16 protein-coding genes and 1 pseudogene are annotated in these 18,995 nt (G+C 34.7%); 13 read left to right on the plus strand and 4 right to left on the minus strand.

What is annotated here, in order from left to right; genetic code table 11:
- The first annotated feature begins 102 nt into the window (after positions 1-102).
- Genes H710_RS04560 through dprA form a run of 4 tightly spaced genes read left to right on the plus strand, consistent with a single transcriptional unit; the run spans position 103 to position 4,196 of the window.
- Positions 103-1,068 carry an aspartate carbamoyltransferase catalytic subunit gene (locus H710_RS04560; protein ID WP_041849648.1) on the plus strand — a complete coding sequence of 322 codons (966 nt, stop codon included), beginning with the start codon at positions 103-105 and terminating at the stop codon, positions 1,066-1,068.
- Complete coding sequence (locus H710_RS04565; RefSeq protein ID WP_041849649.1) at positions 1,065-2,360, plus strand: dihydroorotase; 1,296 nt, start codon at positions 1,065-1,067, stop codon at positions 2,358-2,360. Before H710_RS04560 ends, H710_RS04565 begins: the two co-directional genes overlap by 4 nt.
- A gap of 17 nt (positions 2,361-2,377) precedes the next feature.
- Positions 2,378-3,013 (plus strand): glycerol-3-phosphate 1-O-acyltransferase PlsY, encoded by a 636-nt coding sequence (gene plsY, locus H710_RS04570; RefSeq protein ID WP_041849650.1) that lies wholly within the window; start codon positions 2,378-2,380, stop codon positions 3,011-3,013.
- Positions 3,006-4,196, plus strand: coding sequence for a DNA-processing protein DprA (dprA, locus tag H710_RS04575; RefSeq protein ID WP_041849651.1), 1,191 nt, complete (start codon positions 3,006-3,008; stop codon positions 4,194-4,196). The genes plsY and dprA overlap by 8 nt, the downstream gene beginning before the upstream one ends.
- Here the strand turns inward: dprA and H710_RS06490 are convergent.
- On the minus strand, positions 4,126-4,332 hold the full coding sequence (locus H710_RS06490; protein WP_080772765.1) for a hypothetical protein: 207 nt from the start codon (positions 4,330-4,332) through the stop codon (positions 4,126-4,128). The two genes, dprA and H710_RS06490, sit on opposite strands and share 71 nt — an antisense overlap.
- A 243-nt stretch (positions 4,333-4,575) precedes the next feature.
- Here H710_RS06490 and topA point away from each other — a divergent pair, with 243 nt between their 5' ends.
- From topA to H710_RS04615, 8 genes and pseudogenes are all read left to right on the plus strand, one after another.
- Positions 4,576-7,182: a type I DNA topoisomerase gene (topA, locus tag H710_RS04580; RefSeq protein WP_041849652.1), complete on the plus strand. Its 2,607-nt coding sequence runs from the start codon at positions 4,576-4,578 to the stop codon at positions 7,180-7,182.
- A 210-nt stretch (positions 7,183-7,392) separates the two neighbouring features.
- The gene (rnr, locus tag H710_RS04585) at positions 7,393-9,438 is read left to right on the plus strand and encodes a ribonuclease R (RefSeq protein ID WP_041849653.1); all 2,046 of its coding nucleotides are present in this window, start codon (positions 7,393-7,395) and stop codon (positions 9,436-9,438) included.
- Positions 9,439-9,642: 204 nt separating this feature from the next.
- Entirely contained in the window at positions 9,643-9,852 is a 210-nt protein-coding gene (locus H710_RS04590; RefSeq protein WP_041849654.1) for a hypothetical protein, read from the plus strand.
- 412 nt (positions 9,853-10,264) lie between these two features.
- Positions 10,265-10,402: a hypothetical protein gene (locus H710_RS06400; protein WP_244875591.1), complete on the plus strand. Its 138-nt coding sequence runs from the start codon at positions 10,265-10,267 to the stop codon at positions 10,400-10,402.
- A 103-nt stretch (positions 10,403-10,505) separates the two neighbouring features.
- Entirely contained in the window at positions 10,506-10,673 is a 168-nt protein-coding gene (rpmG, locus tag H710_RS04600; protein WP_041849655.1) for a 50S ribosomal protein L33, read from the plus strand.
- A gap of 527 nt (positions 10,674-11,200) precedes the next feature.
- Positions 11,201-11,758, plus strand: coding sequence for a thermonuclease family protein (locus H710_RS04605; RefSeq protein ID WP_041849656.1), 558 nt, complete (start codon positions 11,201-11,203; stop codon positions 11,756-11,758).
- Between the two features lie 46 nt (positions 11,759-11,804).
- The gene (locus H710_RS04610; RefSeq protein ID WP_041849685.1) at positions 11,805-12,440 is read left to right on the plus strand and encodes a uracil-DNA glycosylase family protein; all 636 of its coding nucleotides are present in this window, start codon (positions 11,805-11,807) and stop codon (positions 12,438-12,440) included.
- Positions 12,441-12,460: 20 nt separating this feature from the next.
- Positions 12,461-12,941 (plus strand): annotated as a pseudogene (locus tag H710_RS04615) (Lrp/AsnC family transcriptional regulator).
- A 38-nt stretch (positions 12,942-12,979) separates the two neighbouring features.
- Here H710_RS04615 and H710_RS04620 read toward each other — a convergent pair.
- The 3 genes from H710_RS04620 to H710_RS04630 form a co-directional block, all read right to left on the minus strand.
- A complete protein-coding gene (locus tag H710_RS04620; RefSeq protein WP_041849657.1) occupies positions 12,980-13,984 on the minus strand; it encodes a nicotinate-nucleotide--dimethylbenzimidazole phosphoribosyltransferase in 1,005 nt (334 codons plus the stop codon).
- A 352-nt stretch (positions 13,985-14,336) separates the two neighbouring features.
- On the minus strand, positions 14,337-15,317 hold the full coding sequence (dusA, locus tag H710_RS04625) for a tRNA dihydrouridine(20/20a) synthase DusA (protein ID WP_041849658.1): 981 nt from the start codon (positions 15,315-15,317) through the stop codon (positions 14,337-14,339).
- A 298-nt stretch (positions 15,318-15,615) separates the two neighbouring features.
- Entirely contained in the window at positions 15,616-18,159 is a 2,544-nt protein-coding gene (locus tag H710_RS04630) for a response regulator (RefSeq protein WP_041849659.1), read from the minus strand.
- A gap of 211 nt (positions 18,160-18,370) precedes the next feature.
- Between H710_RS04630 and H710_RS04635 the strand changes: the two genes are divergently transcribed.
- Entirely contained in the window at positions 18,371-18,883 is a 513-nt protein-coding gene (locus H710_RS04635) for a flagellar biosynthetic protein FliO (protein ID WP_041849660.1), read from the plus strand.
- Positions 18,884-18,995 lie beyond the last annotated feature (112 nt).

Below are 18,995 nucleotides of genomic sequence, written 5' to 3' on the forward strand. Positions count from 1 at the left end.
CATTTGCATCATAAACTATTTATCTTTTCGCAATTAAAAACATTTGTTACATTCAAAAAAATGCTTATTAACGCTCTTAAGAGAGTTATAGAAAAGAATACGATGACTCAAAATACTCCATTTCCAATTTTTCTCCATCGACATCTCTTAGGTATTAAGGGTTTAACTTTACAAGACCTTACTACATTACTTGATCGTGCAGATGCGAATGTTACTCTTTCCCCCAAAAATGATAAAAAGAAATCTACCTTGTATGGACGTACTCAAATTAATCTCTTCTTTGAAGCTTCTACACGAACACAATCCTCATTTGAACTAGCCGGGAAGCGGTTAGGAGCAGATGTGATGAACATGATCATCAGCAATTCATCTGTAAAAAAAGGAGAAACGTTAATTGATACAGCAACAACCCTTAACGCAATGAAGCCTGATATACTCGTTATTCGCCACAATTGCGCTGGAGCTGCTTCCCTTTTAGCTCAAAAAATTGACTGTTGCGTAATTAATGCAGGTGACGGAGCACATGAACATCCAACACAAGCTTTATTAGATGCTCTTACTATTAGAAGAACAAAAGGTCGTATTGAAGGATTAACTGTTGCAATTTGTGGCGACATCTTGCATTCACGTGTTGCACGCTCCAATATCATTAGTCTTAATACTTTAGGGGCACGTGTCCGTGTTGTTGCACCCTCAACATTATTGCCTACCGGAATTGAAAATATGGGCGTGGAAGTTTTTCATACGATGCAAGAAGGTCTTAAAGATGTTGATGTTGTTATGATGTTACGTTTACAGCTTGAGCGTATGGCAGGTGCTTTTATTCCTTCCATCCGTGAATATTTTTATCATTTCGGCTTACATAAAGAAAATCTAATCCATGCTAAAAATGATTGCATTATCATGCATCCTGGCCCAATAAATCGTGGTATAGAAATTGCCTCTGATATAGCTGATGGAACACGCAGTATGATCCATACACAAGTAGAAATGGGAATAGCTGTACGCATGGCTATCATGGAAGCGTTGCTGGATCCGCGCCATGGCTGCAATGGAGAAAAAAAATGACAAGGTCAATAGTTTTCCAAAATGCCCGTATTATTGATCCCTCACGCGCGATCGATGAAATTGGCACAGTCATTATTGAAAATGGGCTCATTACGGTTTCTGGAAAAGAATCCCTCAACCAGGGAACACCTGAAGGCGCAGAAATCATTGATGCAAGCAATAAAGCAATTTTACCTGGACTTGTTGATGCTCGAGTTTTTATTGGTGAACCAGGAGCTGAACATCATGAAACAATGGCTTCGGCAAGTCAAGCAGCAGCAGCAGGAGGAATTACCTCTTTTTTGATGATGCCAGACACACAACCAGTCATTGATAATGTAGCTCTTGTCGAATTCATTATACGGACAGCACGAGAAATGTCATTGGTCAATATTTACCCTGTGGCAGCTATCACTCAAGGGCTAAATGGACAAAAAATAGCTGAATTTGGCTTATTAAAAAATGCAGGTGTCATTGCCTTCAGTGAGGGGAAAAAAACTCTTCAGAATTCATCTGTTATGCGTCGTGCAATGACTTATGCTCGCGACTTTGATGTCGCTTTAATCCATGAAACGCAAGATAAAGACCTGACTGGCCAAGGTGTTATGAATGAAGGCTTATTAGCAAGTTGGCTTGGTCTTTCTGGAGTACCTCGCGAAGCAGAAGTCATCCCTTTGGAAAGAGATTTGCGACTGGCTGCATTGACAAAAGTAAAGTATCATGCTGCCCAAATATCAACAGCTATGTCTGCTGATGCTATTCGTTTAGCAAAACAACATAATACAAAAATTTCAGCGGGTGTATCAATTAATCATTTATCTCTTAATGAAAATGATATTGGTGAATATCGTACTTTTTTTCGTTTAATACCTCCATTGCGTTCAGAAGAAGATCGCATCGCAATGATTGAAGCAATAAACGATGGAACAATAGATGTTATTGTTTCTTCACATGATCCTCAAGATGTTGATACAAAACGTTTACCCTTTCAAGACGCTGCAGCAGGCGCTATTGGAATGGAAACTTTATTAAGTGCAGCTTTACGCTTGTACCACAATAAATCCGTATCTCTTTTACGTTTAATCGAACTCTTATCAACAGCACCGGCAAAACTTTTTGGTTTAAATGCTGGAACACTTATGAAAGGTGCTCCTGCAGATCTTATTTTGGTTGATCTTGATGAACCATGGGTATTATCTCCAGATATATTGCACTCACGCTCAAAAAATACACCCTTTGAAAATACACGCTTTCAAGGACGTGTAATTCAAACCTTTGTTAAAGGTAAATCAGTGTTTAATCTTAACCACTAAATAGGATTAAATTCTCAATGAATCAGATTGAAATATTCTTTCAGTTTTATGCATATTTTCTTCTTTTGATATCCTATTTTATAGGATCTATTCCATTTGGATTGCTTTTTACACGATTTGCTAAACTTGGTGATGTGAGAACCATTGGATCTGGAAATATTGGAACTACAAATGTTTTACGGACAGGACATAAAAAAATTGCTGCTCTAACTCTTCTTTGCGACACTTTAAAGGGAACTATTGTTATCTGGATTGCAAAATTTTTAATCTATCCAATAGATAACAATATTATTTCTGTTTTAGCGGGATTTTTTGCTTTTTGGGGTCATCTTTTCCCCATATGGCTCAAATTCAAAGGTGGTAAAGGCGTTGCAACTTATCTAGGTGTATGCTTAGGACTTTTTTGGCCAGCAGTAATTGTCTTTACCTTTGTCTGGATAATATCCTTTTTATTTAAGCGTTTGTCCTCATTATCAGCACTTTTTGCAGTCACTGCTGTTCCAATTTTTGTCTATTTTTCTTCTCCTTGCTTCTATACTAATTGCACAATAATAATAATGAGCATACTTGTGATTATCAAACATCATGCAAATATTCGCAGATTATTAATTGGGGAAGAGAGAAAGGTTACCATCAAAAAAAGGAATGGATAAGGGGATCCAACTTACTGATCATCAACGTTTAAACTGGTTGCGGTTATTACGCAGTGAGAATATTGGAGCTGTTACTTTTCGCAATTTAATTGATCATTATCAAACAGCAGAAAATGCTTTAGCTGCACTTCCTGAACTTAGTCACAAGGGCGGCCTTGGTAAAGCTATCCGCATAGCAACACTAGAAGATGCTGAAAAAGAAATGAATAAAGCCGAAAAATTAGGCATTCGGTTTATCGGCTTGGATGAACCAGGTTATCCACCATTTCTCAGAGCCATGGAGGCATCACCGCCACTTATTACTATAAAAGGCAATGCTGCAGTTTTTTCTAAACCCTCTGTTGGGGTTGTTGGTTCTCGAAATGCTTCAGCTGCTGGTCAAAAACTAACAACTCAATTTTCTCATTTTCTTGGAAATACTGGTTTTGCAATTATTTCTGGCTTAGCACGTGGTATTGATAGCATTGCTCATCAAACAAGCTTATTAACAGGTACAGTTGCAGTTATGGCTGGCGGAATCGACCACATTTATCCTTCAGAAAATAAAAAACTTTATAATGATATTATCGATAATGGTGGCGCCATTATCAGTGAAATGCCAATTAGTTGGAAACCACGTGCTATCGATTTTCCAAGAAGAAACCGCATTATTGCAGGGTTATCACTGGGTCTTTTAGTGGTAGAAGCAGCTATGCGATCAGGATCTTTAATTACAGCTCGTCAAGCTGTTGAAATAGGACGACTGATTTTTGCTATTCCCGGCTCTCCACTTGATCCGAGGTCAATTGGTACAAACAACCTTATCAAAGAAGGAGCCTTATTGATTACACATCCTTCTGATATCATAGAGGCACTTACCCCCTTAATTCCAAACAATACTGGTTATCAGCTGAGTTTTTTTGAGGAATCATATCCAATTCAATTACAACAAGAAAATCATAGCTTACCTAAACCTAATACAAAAGCTCCCTTTGCAGATGATGCAGAACGAGCAGCTATTCTTTCTGCTCTCTCAACAACTCCAATTGATTTAGACACATTAAGCAGTCATTCAAGTGTTCCTTTACAAAACTTATATCTCTTATTGATTGAATTAGACTTGGCTGGAAAACTTACTCGGCACTCCGGCGGTTATGTGTCACTGTCGACTGAGAATCCTCCCCAAGAGCTTCATTATTGTTAATAATACTTTGCCCTTCTTTGGCTACCATATCCAAAAGCAATGCCAAAAGCGGACTATGAGCTTGATATGCCATATGGCTCATTTGCTTTGACATATCTGTAATATAGCGGATAACTTTTAAATGATCTATTAACATAATTTTCTATCCTTGAGCATTATCCCTATCTCTCAATAGATGTTATTTTAGTATTTTTCTGCATGTCTTTTTATCAACCGTGGAAAATAAGTTGTTAAAATTTCTTATAAAGTGTATTTAAAATAATAACAATCAAAAGTTGTATAATGTATTTTTTTTATGTACTCTTGATCAATTGCCATTGGCTATTCAGTTGAAAGAGAGTTATAGAGAGAATTTCTATTTCAACATTCGGATAAAATTATGGATATCGTTATTGTCGAATCTCCAGCCAAAGCAAAAACAATTAATAAATATCTTGGATCTCAATATAAGGTCATAGCATCATTTGGACATGTCCGTGATTTATCTGCCAAAGATGGCTCTGTTCTTCCTGATAAAGATTTTTCGATGAAATGGGATGTTGATACCGCTTCTGCAAAACGTTTAAATGAAATAGCAAAAGCTGTTAAAGAAGCGAATAGCCTTATTTTGGCAACTGACCCTGATCGTGAAGGGGAAGCTATTTCATGGCATATCCTTGATGTTCTTAACCAAAAAAAAATTTTAAATGATAAGCCTGTTAAACGGGTCGTTTTTAATGCAATTACAAAACAATCTGTACTTGACGCTATGAATAATCCACGGGATATTGATGTATCTCTTGTCGATGCTTACCTTGCACGCCGTGCTCTTGATTATCTGGTTGGTTTTACACTTTCCCCTGTTTTATGGCGTAAATTACCTGGTGCACGTTCAGCTGGACGTGTGCAATCAGTTGCCTTACGTATTATTTGTGATCGCGAATCAGAAAGAGAACATTTTGTTAAAGAAGATTATTGGTCAATCACAACATACTTAAAAACCCTCAGAAATGATGTATTTCAAGCACGGTTGATAGAATTTAATCAAAAAAAACTAAGCAAACTTGATATCCAATCTCAAGAACAAGCAAATCAGATCCGTCTTATGTTGGAAAAAGCGGAGTATCACACACGAAGTGTTGAGGCGAAACCAACAAAAAGAAATCCTTCTCCACCATTTACAACATCCACTTTACAGCAAGCTTCTTCTTCAAAATTAGATTTTTCAGCTTCTCGCACCATGCAAATTGCTCAAAAACTATATGAAGGTGTTGAAATGAATGGTGAGACAGCAGGACTCATTACCTATATGCGTACTGATGGCGTGCAAATAGCCCCAGAGGCTATTGATTCAGCACGAAGAGCAATCAGTGATTCCTTTGGAAATAACTATCTTCCTGAAAAGCCACGTTTTTATTCAACAAAAGCAAAAAACGCACAAGAAGCACATGAAGCCATTCGCCCAACAGATTTTAAACGTCATCCCGATCAAGTGCGCAATTTCCTCGATGATGATCAAGCAAAGCTGTATGAATTAATATGGAAACGCGCTATTGCCAGCCAGATGCGTTCTGCTGAAATTGAACGTACAACTGTTGAAATTAAAGCAGTTCAAGAAGAAAATTACGCAAATTTACGAGCAACAGGTTCTGTTACACGTTTTGATGGTTTTATTGCTGCCTATATCGATCAACGCGATGAAATAAACGGTGACGAAGATGATCTAACATGCCTGCCCCCAATAAATGTTAATGAAGTGCTTACAAAAGAAAAGGTCGAAACTGTACAACACACCACAGAACCCCCTCCTCGTTATTCTGAATCTTCATTAATTAAAAAGCTTGAAGAACTAGGGATCGGTCGACCTTCAACTTACGCATCCACATTAGCAACACTCTGTGATCGTGGCTATATTATCATTGATAAACGAAAACTTACTCCTGATGCTAAAGGACGCATTGTTACAGCTTTTCTTGAAAATTTTTTCAATCGCTATGTAGAATATGGCTTCACAGCAAACCTTGAAGAAAAATTGGACCTCATATCAGACGGAAAACTCTTTTGGAAAGACGTTTTACGTGACTTTTGGGATGAATTTAATGCATCCGTTACCAATATTCAAGAATTGCGTATAGCGAATGTCCTTGATGTTTTAAACACAACATTAGCACCCCTTGCTTTTCCTACACGTGAAGATGGCAGCGATCCCCGTTCTTGCTCTCTTTGTATACATGGCCAATTATCATTAAAATTAGGTCGTTATGGCGCATTTATTGGGTGTTCTAATTATCCTGAATGTAAATATACAAAACAACTTGGTACAGATGCAGGAGAAGAGCGTGAAGCAGCACACAATGATGAACCCGTTATACTCGGTGTTGATCCTGAAACAGGAAAAGATATTTCTCTTCGTAATGGCCGCTTTGGTCCATATATTCAACTTGGTGAAGGAAAAGAAGCTAAGCGCTCGGGATTACCAAAAGGCTGGAAAATAGAAAATGTTAATCTTGATAAAGCCCTATCTTTATTGTCTCTGCCGCGTGAAGTCGGAATTCATCCTGAAACAGGTCAAATGATCACAGCTACAATTGGACGGTATGGTCCTTATCTCACTCATGACGGGAAATATGCAACCCTTTCAAATGTAGATGACGTCTTTGATATTGGCATTAATCGTGCTGTCACAGTGCTAGCTGAACAAAAAGGAAATAAAGATAATCGAAGCAAAACAGTATCTTCCGTATTAGCGATATTAGGTGATCACCCAGATGGTGGATCGATTACTGTACGTGATGGACGTTATGGTCCATATGTTAATTGGGGAAAAATTAATGCAACATTACCAAAAGATAAAGATCCAGCTAACATAACACTTTCAGAAGCATTAGAGCTCTTATCCGCTAAAGAATCTGCTTCTTCAAAAACAAGAAAAGTATCTGCTAAAAGAACAGCTCTAAAGAAAAATACAACAGTAAAGAAAGCTTCTTCCACAATAAAAAAAGCATAAATTGTGGCTAAAAGCAAAATAAAACACTTTCACTCACATAATATTGGACAATGCAAACAAAATTATTCTTTTATTACTGACAACCCCGAACGATAAGTAAACGTAAAATCACGAAAATTTTTAACTTGAAAATAGTTTTTTATAACGGGTTAAAGATATAAACGTGATTTTTAAAATAATACCTCAATATCAATATAATGTAAGAGCTTAATGACCAAAAAAAAATTATCATTAATCACTGTGGCCAAAATTAATACATGTAATAAAGATGGTAGTTTTATTGCATACCCCCTTAAGTGGGAAAATAGTACAAAACCCAATATTGAAATATTTCCTCCTCGCCGTATGAGAAATATAAATTTTCGTGTTGGAGATCACATTCTTATAAAAATTTTCCGAAATAAAAATTTTCAAATTACGCCTTATACAGGACGAATTGTCCGTAAAATTGATAAACAAGAAACAAAAACTCTTGGTATCGTAAGAAAATTAGAAAATGGCAAATGGCAACTTTCCCCTATAGAGCGTAAAATCAGAGAATTCATTATTGATGAACCCTCAGATATTAAAATCAAATCTGGTAATCTCGTTGAAATTGAAATTAAAAATACGAATTGCAGATTTAAAAGTGCAAAAATAACAAATGTTTTAGAACACATTGATAGTGAAAAAACACTTGCAATGATTTCTCTCCTTTCCAAGAGAATTCCTTATATTTTTCCTGAAAACGTTCTTGAACAAGCAAAAAATATAAAACCTACTAATACAATCAACCGAGAAGATTGGCGACACTTACCGTTTGTTACAATTGATCCACCAGATGCAAAAGACCATGATGATGCAGTTTACGCAATAAAGGATGAAGACCCTACAAATAGTGGTGGTTGGATCACCATCGTCGCCATTGCAGATGTTTCTTATTATATAAAAACAGGAAGTGCTTTAGATAAAGAGGCATTACAGCGGGGGAATTCTGTTTATTTTCCTGATCGAGTTGTGCCAATGTTACCGGAAACTATTTCCAATTATTTATGCTCTTTACGTGAAGGAGAAGATAGGTTTTCTTTAGCTGTTCGCATGGTTTTTGATGCTAATGGTAATAAACGTAAACATAGCTTCCACCGTATTATAATGCGAACAGCTGCTAAATTATCTTATCAAGAGGTACAATGCGCAATTGAAGGAAACACAAATGAAAAAACAGCTCCTCTTATGGAAAATATTTTACAACCATTGTGGGCAGCTTATACTAGTCTTAAAATTGCACGCGATCTCCGGCAACCATTGAGATTAGAGATATCCGAAAAAAAAGTTATTCTTGATCAACATGGACGCATCAAAGATATTTTACTTCCACCTCATTTGGAAGCTCATCGTCTCATTGAAGAATTTATGATACAAGCTAATGTTTCTGCTGCTGAAACATTGAAAGAACATCGTCAACCCTTCATTTATCGTATTCATGATGAACCCTCACTCACAAAACAGGAAACACTGCGAAATTCTCTTCATAAATTTAGAATACCTCTCTCCCCAAAAGTAAAACTTACGTCAAAACAACTGAATAATATTCTCACAACAATCACAAATACACAGCAACAGAAATTAATAAACCAAATTATTTTGCGCTCACAATCGCAAGCTGAGTATAATCCTAAAAATATAGGTCATTTTGGTTTAAATTTGCAAAATTATGCACATTTTACATCACCGATCCGTCGCTATGCTGACCTGATTGTTCATCGAGCACTTATTAAAGCTTTGCAATTAGGCGATGATGGACTAACAGATGAACAAGAACAAAATCTTGTAGAAATCGCCACGCAAATTTCTTCATATGAGCGTCGTGCTATGATGGCTGAAAGAGAAACAATTGATCGACTCGTTGCGCACTATTTAGTTGATAAAATTGGTCATTTATTTAAAGGTCACATTTCCGGAGTTACAAAAGCAGGTCTTTTTATCTCTCTTGATAAACTCAATGCAGATGGTTTTGTACCTATTTCTACTCTTAAAAATGACTATTATCACTTTGATGAAGAACAGCACGCCCTTATAGGAAAACATAACTATAAATACTATCAACTTGGCAATGCAGTAGAAATCAAACTTGTAGAAGTACAACCTTTTTCTGGTGCTTTATGTTTTGAAATATTAACAGAACCTCAGCTATTAACTTCTTCATCTCTTTCTTACCATAAAACAAAATCTACCATGAAAAGACGGAAACGTAATTCCTACAAAAGAAAAATCTAAAAATTTCGAATCGATTGTCATTAACCCTACGCATTCATGACTCTAATATGCGGTAATTTAATATATATTTTGACAATATATTAAATGGATTATAGAAAATCAGTAATTGATGAATTTATCTTCCTATAATTACTGAAAAAATCTTGCTCGATATCAATCAAATACTAGCTTGCTAAAAAATCTTCCTCTTATCTCAAGATTAATTTGGAAATTAAGTTTTTTATTTTTTCAACCAGTATTGGTTTGGTTCATTCTGTGATTCACGCTGCACTTCGCTATGACAATTACATTCATCCTATCAGAATTTTGGATCAACAATTCTCTGCTCCTCCTCAAAGAGGCAGTTTAGTACTTTCTATTTATGCTATTACTTTGGAACTAGAATTTTCTATCGGTCCAACACTGCCAAAATAGGAGCGCAGGATTTTACGCCTTTTATATGTTAGCAGTGTCTTTGTTGGAATTGTTGTTATACTAACTCCTACCGCTTCAAAATTAAACCTAAAATCTTAAAATAGTAAACATACCACATTTTTTTATATCACTACTTCAACTATGGCAGTATTGGTTTATGGTCTGTCAAAATGAGCGCGTTAACGTTTATAATATCTTTAGTTTATCAATCGGATATAACGAGAAACAGGCCTCACACTTTATAGTACCATAGATAAGCCGAACATCAATAGACTGTAATGCCTAATATTTTTCTTCTTGGTAGTGTATTTACATGTCTTTATACAATTGGACTCCCACAGTTATATGCATACCTTAAAGGATATGAACTTGCTTCTGCTAATTCTTCTTTTATCTTTTTTATGGCATTTGAATGCTAATTGGACCTACCATTATCGGTCAAACAATGAATCTTAAACCTTTTGGTTTTTCTTCTGTAATGGCTTTTTTGGGAGCTTATATACTTATTTTAGTGCGTGTTTTCTTAATGAAAAAGCTAATCAACTCTTGACTTTTTTTGTAACATCCGTAGGCTAATGAAAAATCTGGTTTACATTAAAAATGGATTTTAGTGACAAAGTAGTGTTATTTTCAACATAAATAGGATCATTATTATGGCTAAGGCAGCAACGATTAAGATTAAGCTTTTGTCAACTGCAGATACCGGTTTTTTCTATGTAACGAAAAAAAATAGCCGTACGATGACAGATAAGATGAATAAACGTAAATATGATCCAATTGTTAAAAAGCATGTTGAGTTTAAAGAAACAAAAATCAAATAATTACTTTTGTTCTTTTCAGCTTACAATTCTCAAGAACAGTCGTAAATAAAAATAAAATGTGTGTGTTTGTATATTATTTGTCGTGATTTAGTGTTTCAACTTCTAATTTAGTCAAATTATTAAAAAATTGGATACACTAACTTTGTCTTATTGAATGGAGAGCACGTGTTTTTTCTCTAAAAAAGCTTATTGAATGTTTGGCATTTTTTATCAAAAATAAGAATGTATTTTTGATTTTAATCCTCAATCCAAATGATATTTATTAAAAATTTTATTCGTGTAAAAAAGAAACTTAAGAGATATACCTATAGCCAATATATGTTTCTATATCCCGTTTATTAAGATGTATAATATATCTACTTTATAAAAAACAGATTGTTGCAAACTATAATAATCTCGTTTTACGAAAATTATAATACGTTGGTATCTCACTGCTTAATATGAAAAAATTTAGACATTCAAAAATCCAAATTTCTTGGTTAGTGCTATCTCTAAAACAGTACTTTAAATATGAGTTTATTAATTTTATGAAAGAAAAAGCTACTCTTCATTCCAATTTAGATAGCTTCAAAAAAAAAGTTTTTAGCTTAATTGTCTTAGTAACCACTATCTTCACCAATATGGTTGTTTATACGGAATATGCTCAAACACAAAAGCCAATTTCTATAAAGTCTATTAAGGGTTATGCATCAGTTATTGATGGAGATTCAATCAAAGTTTCTGATATCATGGTCCGACTTATAGGAATTGATGCTCCTGAGCTCCATCAATTTTGTGGTATGAAAACAAAACGTTATCCGTGTGGACAAAAAGCTAAAGAATATTTAAAAAGGCTTATAACAAAAAAAATTGTTACATGTTATTGGAATATAAAAGACAAATATCGGCGTATCCTTGGTACGTGTCAAACAAAACAAGTCAAAAATATTAATGCAACAATGGTACAGAACGGTTGGGCTGTAAGTTATAATAGCTATCGTAAAGAGGAAGAAGAAGCCCGTAAAAAAAAGAAAGGTATATGGCAATCAAGTTTTCAACAACCACGAGAATGGAGAAGAATTCACCTTAACAAAAGAGCACAGTAAAATGCTCTCCTTTCTACAATGCAAATGTTACTTGCTTATTTTACTTATGAAAAAACAACGATGTGATAAAATTATTGAACTTGAAAAAAAAATTCACTCTTGTCGTATCTGTATAACGAATCCGCGTTATTACCCTCCCTTACCTCATGAACCACGACCTGTTGTTTATTTATCCGATACAGCTTCTATCGCAATTGCAGGACAAGCACCAGGATTACGGGTACATGAAAGTTCTATTCCCTTCAATGATCGCTCCGGCGAAACATTACGTAATTGGCTCAGTGTAACTCGTAATCAGTTTTATGACAGATCTTTATTTGCCATTATTCCTATGGGATTTTGTTTTCCGGGCTATGACCAAAATAAATCCGACTTACCACCAAGGCGTGAATGCCAAGAAATATGGCATAAAGAAGTATTTCAAGCTATGCCACAAATAAAGCTTGTTCTTGCTATTGGAAGTTATGCACAGAAATGGCACATTACAGGATTAAAATACAAAACTGTTTCAGAAACCGTCAGTGATTGGAAAAACATTCTCTCTATACGTCAACCCAGAGGATATAATGTCATACCATTGCCTCATCCATCATGGCGAAATACTTTTTGGTTACAAAAACACCCCTGGTTTCAGGATGAACTTATTGTGTATCTTCGCCATTTAATTCATAAGTTTTTGTAAATTAAATTGGAAAAGAAAATATAGATGGTCTTGATCGAAAAATCCTCCATTTGTTGCAAGAAGATGCCACACTCTCTGTCGCTGATATTGCTAAAAAGTTGAACTCTCTACAACCCCTTGTTGGCGTAGGATTCAAAAACTCGATGATGACGGTGTTATTCAACGTCGTGTTGCTATTCTTTTTCCTCAAAAAGTGAATGCACATGTTACTGTTTTTGTTTCTATTCGTGTCCATTTACATAACCATGAATAGCTAAAACGCTTTTCAAGAATTTTGCAAGAATTTCGTGAAGTTATTGCATTTTATAGAATGAGTGGAGATATAGATTATTTATTACGTGTTGTGGTTCCCAATATTGAAGCTTATGATCTTTTTTATAAAAATTAATTTCTAAAGTTGATATTTGTAACGTATCATCCTCTTTCGCAATAAAGCAAATTAAATATACAACAGAGCTACCTCTTGACTATATAAAATTACAAAATCCAAATGGACAATAAATTTTGAATTTTTTTGATGTTTATGGCAATTTAATTCCCTAAATAGCGACATCCTGTTCAAATATTGCCATTTGTGCATGTGTTAAAACAGCAGCCTTAACCACACCAGCTGCCATAGCAGCGCCTATTCCTTCACCAAGATTCACCTTTAAATCTAAAAGCGGTTCTTTTCCTATTTTTTCTAAAAGTTTGCGATGTGCTGAGTCAGTAGAAATATGCCCAATAATAATATGATCAAGAGATCTTGGATGCATTTTATAAAGAATTGATGCTGCTGCTGTTGCTACAAAACTATCCAAAATAACTGGAATTTTTTTCATTCTTGCAGCTAAAATAGCTCCTACCATAGCAGCAATTTCACGCCCTCCTAAACAACGCATAACCTCAAAAGGATCATTTAAATAATCTTTATGCAAAAAAACTGCTGTTTTTACTGCCACCACTTTGCGTTGATAAAATTCCTCTACATCTCCTGTATCAGGACCCACCCACTCCTCAGCCTCTCCACCAAATAGAGCTAAACATAAGGCTGAAGCTATCGTTGTATTGCCAATTCCCATTTCCCCCACACACAAAAGATCTATTCCTCCAGCAATCGATTCCATTCCAAATGCCATCGTTGCAGCTGCACTACGCTCATCCATTGCAGCATCCTTGGTAATATTCATTGTTGGATATTCTAAAGCCAAATCAAATATCTTCAATCCAAGATCATAGGCTGCGCAAATTTGATTAATAGCACCACCACCAGCTGCAAAGTTATTGACTATCTGTTGTGTCATAGATCGCGGAAATGGTGTAACATTTTCGTCAGTTACACCATGATTTCCAGAAAAAATAGCTACTAAAGGCCGCCTTATTATTGGCTTTTCTTCAGCTCTCCACCCAGCATACCAAACTGCGATATCTCCTAATTTTCCTAATCCTCCTTGCAACTTTGTTAATTGCGTTTGCCGTTTTTTTGCTAAAGTCATAGTGAACTCATCAGCATCGGGTAAATTTGTTAGTAATGTACGAAAATCATCAAATGGACTAACGGTCATGAAAATACCTTTTTGAGTGTATGTTTATAGAATTTTATTCTACAAACAGAGTATAAAGAATTCATTGTCATTTTTAGGAAAAAATAAATATACTATACATTGTGAGACTAATTATAGTTTTCTAATAAAATCACTCTATTCTCTGGCTACTTGATTTAAAATTCTAAAATGTCTCTAATAATACAATCTCTAATATTTGTATTCTAAAGATACTCTAGATAAATAACAGGTGAATAAAAATTGAAATTCTTCTTTTTAATATCTCAATAATTTTAAATTATCTATAAATGACAATATATAATATAAATTATTTATTCTAAAATATAAAAATGAGATACTCGCAAAACTTACTTTAAATAAGAGCAGAAAAAGCTTCTTTTAAAATACGCACATCTGCATCTTTTCTTGTTGCATCATTTGACAATATTTGTCGCCATCGACGTGCACCGTCGCGACCATAAAAAAAGCTGATCATATGACGTGTCACATGAGAAAGACGCCCACCTGATGCAATATGTTTCGTAGCATAATCACACATGATATCAATTACATCACAATCCTTAAGATTGTTCTGTGACTCACCGTATATCTCAGAATCAATGAGTTGCAATAAAGAAGGATTATAATAAACTTGCCGTCCTACCATAACAGCATCACATAATTTCAAATGTTCTTTTATTTCAGAAATTGATTTAATTCCTCCATTTATCCCTACGAATTTATTATAAAACTTATTTTTAAATTTATAAACTCTTTTATAATTAAGTGGCGGAATATTTCGATTTTCTTTGGGACTTAAACCTTTTAACCACGCCTTGCGTGCATGTACCCAGAGTGCATCACAACCAGCATTCCATACTCGATCTGCTAAAAAATCTAAAGCCAACTCTTCATCTTGCTCATCCACACCAATTCGACATTTAACGGTCACAGGTACAGTAACAACCCTTTTCATCGCTTCTACAGCATTCGCTACAACATCAGGGTTTAACATTAAACAAGCACCAAATGTGCCTGACTGAACACGATTTGATGGACAACCTACATTTAAATTTATCTCATCATAACCAAAATCTTCTGCAATTTGCGCAGCTTCTGCTAATTTTTTAGGATCCGATCCCCCTATTTGCAATGCAACAGGATGCTCTTGATTATTAAAAGTTAAGAGTGATCCACGGATACCGTGGATTATAGCATCCGCAACAACCATTTCAGTATAAAGAAGTGCTTTTTTTGTTAAAAGACGGTAAAAAAATCGGCAATGTCGATCTGTCCAATCCAACATTGGGGCTACCGCAAATTTTACCAATGACGGAGAACTATAAAATATCATAGAAGAATTTTATTCTATATTTCATTAATAGCATTTCATCCACATAGACAGCCAGAGCTTTCCCTATTCTCCATTACATTAATTTTTAGAAGATCAAAATGCGCTTTATATTTACTGCTGTTATTAATTTATATTTTAAATAACAAAAATCATTTAAAATATAAAATTTCTAATGTTATGGTGCTCCTATCTTCCCAACGCACCTTTACCTACATCGGTATTGTTTTACCCTACATTGTATCGTTCTATATCCAGTATCTCTTGCCTTATTTATTTTTCTAATTCTAATCACGTTGTTTTATTCTTCTAGTCTTTCTTTAACTGCTAAAATCAGCTGTTTAATTGAAAATGGTTTAGATAAGAACCCAAAAATAGCACCTTCTGGAAGACTTTTAGTAAATGCATCTTTTGTATAACCAGAAACAAAAATAAATTTGATATCGGGGTAACTTTTACGAACTTCTTTAAGCAAAGTTGGCCCATCCATCCCTGGCATCACAACATCAGAAACAATAATATCAATAACACCTTTATTTTCCTCAAGAACAGCAAGCGCTTCTACCCCACTCGCAGCTTCTAAGACAGTATACCCCCTCATTTGAAGAGCTCTCACCCCACCCATTCTAACTGCATCTTCATCTTCAACCAATAACACGGTTGCAGAGCCTGTTAAATCTGTATTGTGTTCCTGTTCTTCTGCTTTTTCAATCTGTTCAATAATCTCATCTCTGGTATTGGAGACATAGCGAGGTAGAAAGATATGAAATATCGTTCCTTCTCCTTCCTGGCTATTACAGTGAATATAGCCACCTGTCTGTTTGATAATGCCATAAACCATTGATAAACCAAGTCCTGTACCTTTTCCAATTTCTTTTGTTGTGAAAAATGGTTCAAACATTTTTTCTTGCACAGCAGCAGATATGCCTGATCCAGTATCTGCAATAGTCAATTGCACATACTCGCCAGCTGTAAGACCAACATAATTTAATTCAGCACTTTGTTGCCTTGTAATATTGTTTGTTGCAATTGTTACTATACCTCCATCAGGCATTGCATCACGTGCATTGATAACCAAATTCATAACAACACACTGGAAAGATGCTTGATCAACTTTCACACTCCATAAATCTCTTCCATGAATAATTTTTAACTGAATATGATTACCTAAAAGAGGCAAAATGAGATTACGAATGTCCGATAAAAATTCTGTAAAATCAACTTTCTCAGGCCTAAGCGTTTGTTTTCTAGAAAAAGCTAATAATTGCTGTACAAGTGCAGCCGCACGATTAGCATTATTTTTAATATTAGTAAGATCAGCATGTGCTGGATCAGAAACACGGTGCGTATTTAAAAGCAGATCACACGACATTAAAATTGCTGTCAAAACATTATTAAAATCATGAGCAATACCACCCGCCAACTGCCCAACAGCTTGCATTTTCTGGCTTTGTACCATATCATCGTTAAGTGTTTTTTGCTTTGTTATTTCCAAAGCAGATATAATTACAAAATTGTGTGATAAATCATCACATTGTATCAAAGGTGTAACATAAAGACGTAAACGGCGTTCCTTATTATTTGCTAATACCGTATCTATCGGATCTGGATAATTTTTATATATCGTCACCTGCCGAAATGCGTGCTCTAATTGTGCATGATAACTATGAGATATAATGTTATAAAGATTAATATCCTTGTCCGTGCATCCTAGTAATGACAAAAAAGCATAATTTACATGAACCAACTGTCTTTTCTGATCCATCACTGCCATTGCAAAAGGACTTGCATCAAAACATTTTATCAATGTACTCGGTAATTTTTCTTCACAATCCCTCTCACTTTCTTGCATTTTCTGTGGTAGCAGAACAATACGATAGATAGTTTCATCTTCTAAAAAAGAAGAAACATACATAAAACATTTCAGCAGTTTTTTGCTACCATCCTCTAAAGTTAAAGACAAAGAAAAAACGTAACTCGTAGCACAATTTGAATTTTGATATTTGTTATTTTGCAAACAAATATCCCTAATATCACTCCACTTACTGTTGTTTCCAGTATTATAAAATAATTGATCAAAGCTATATTGACCAACAATAAAATTAGTTAAATCGATCGAAAACCACTTAGCAAAAACTGAATTTAAATAGATAATCACTCCTTGTGCGTTTACAGATAAAAATCCAACAGGAGTGTGATTTAAGTGATTGGTAGCTTCTTGAAGATTCAAGGAAGAAGATTCATGATGTTCTTGAAAATGCGAAATATCAGCAATACGCCACAATAAAAATTTTTGTTTCCGTTTTATAATCGGATGAATAGAAATATTGTACAAAATAGGTTGTTGCTGTGTAGAATGGATAAAAATTGAGCGATCTATTTTAAAATTTTCTTGAGCTGCAAGATTATTAGACGCTGCCACCTTCAAGCGATACACAAGTGCACTAGCACCTGGAAGATCAGCAAGAACAGCATAACAAGAAGTTTTAGGTTTATAAGTAAAAAGCCTTTGATAATTTTGATTAGCATAGTGAATAAAACCTGAAAAATCAGATACTATAATTACATCATTCACATCATCAAAAAGACTAAAATCCAAATCTTTACGCAAATAGATAGCATGACATTTTAAAATGCCTGCTCCCATTAGAAAAAACGCTACAATAGCTACAATGGTTAAAATTAAGAAAGATACCAATGCAACTTTATGGGAATGTGGATAAAAAACACCTAAAAATCCTATAATGACTAAAAAAGTTATTATAAAAAAAATCCCCCAAATCATAGCACCCCATTGCATAAAAGAAAGCAATGATTTTGTACTATCATAAGAATTTTTATTCATTTTTATCTGCCTCGATTATGGCTGATTTTTATGCCATAGATTGTTTTCACTTATATTGAGTGTGTTTTCTATTACATATAATATATTACGTGCTATATACTTAATCGAAATGGCTTAAGTAATTAGACAAGTCATATTTATGTTTAGTCCAATCTTGCAAGATGCTTACGGATTTATATAAAATAGCTTCTTGCCAAATAGGGGAAGCCATATGAATATCTGGTTATCAAATAAAATAGGGGTACACGCAGCGAATATAATTACGAGTCTTGCATTCTTCATAATGATAATCATAGCAATTACTATTGTTATAGGGCTTTTAGGCTATTTAAATAAAAACAGAAAAAAGCGTCCACAACGGTTAACTATATGTGATACGGTTGCTGTTGATCGTATGCGCCGTCTTGTTCTGATACGCCGTGACAATGTAGAGCATTTAATTCTTATTGGTGGAACAACAGATATGGTTGTAGAATCTGGCATTATCAATACATTAAACATTGCACATAAAAATAACCACAAACTGCGAAAAGATATACTATCAACAATAACAGAAATCGATCAACATCATACCTTTACAGAAAAAACGCCTTTTTCTCTAAAAGAAATGGAATCTGTACACAATAATACCTCATTCGATCACAATTTAAATGATTCAGCAATTACTGCTACAATCGAAGGACGACAAGAACCATCCCTATTCATTCCTACTCAGGAAAAATAAAATTTTTACATCAAAAACGATTTATGTGCATTTTCTAAAAAAACATGAGCAAGTACGTTATTTTTTAGTGTTATTTCCTCTTATTACCTAGCTTATAAACAACCATCAGAAA

Source organism: Bartonella bacilliformis Ver097 (assembly GCF_000709795.1).
Classification (GTDB): domain Bacteria; phylum Pseudomonadota; class Alphaproteobacteria; order Rhizobiales; family Rhizobiaceae; genus Bartonella; species Bartonella bacilliformis_A.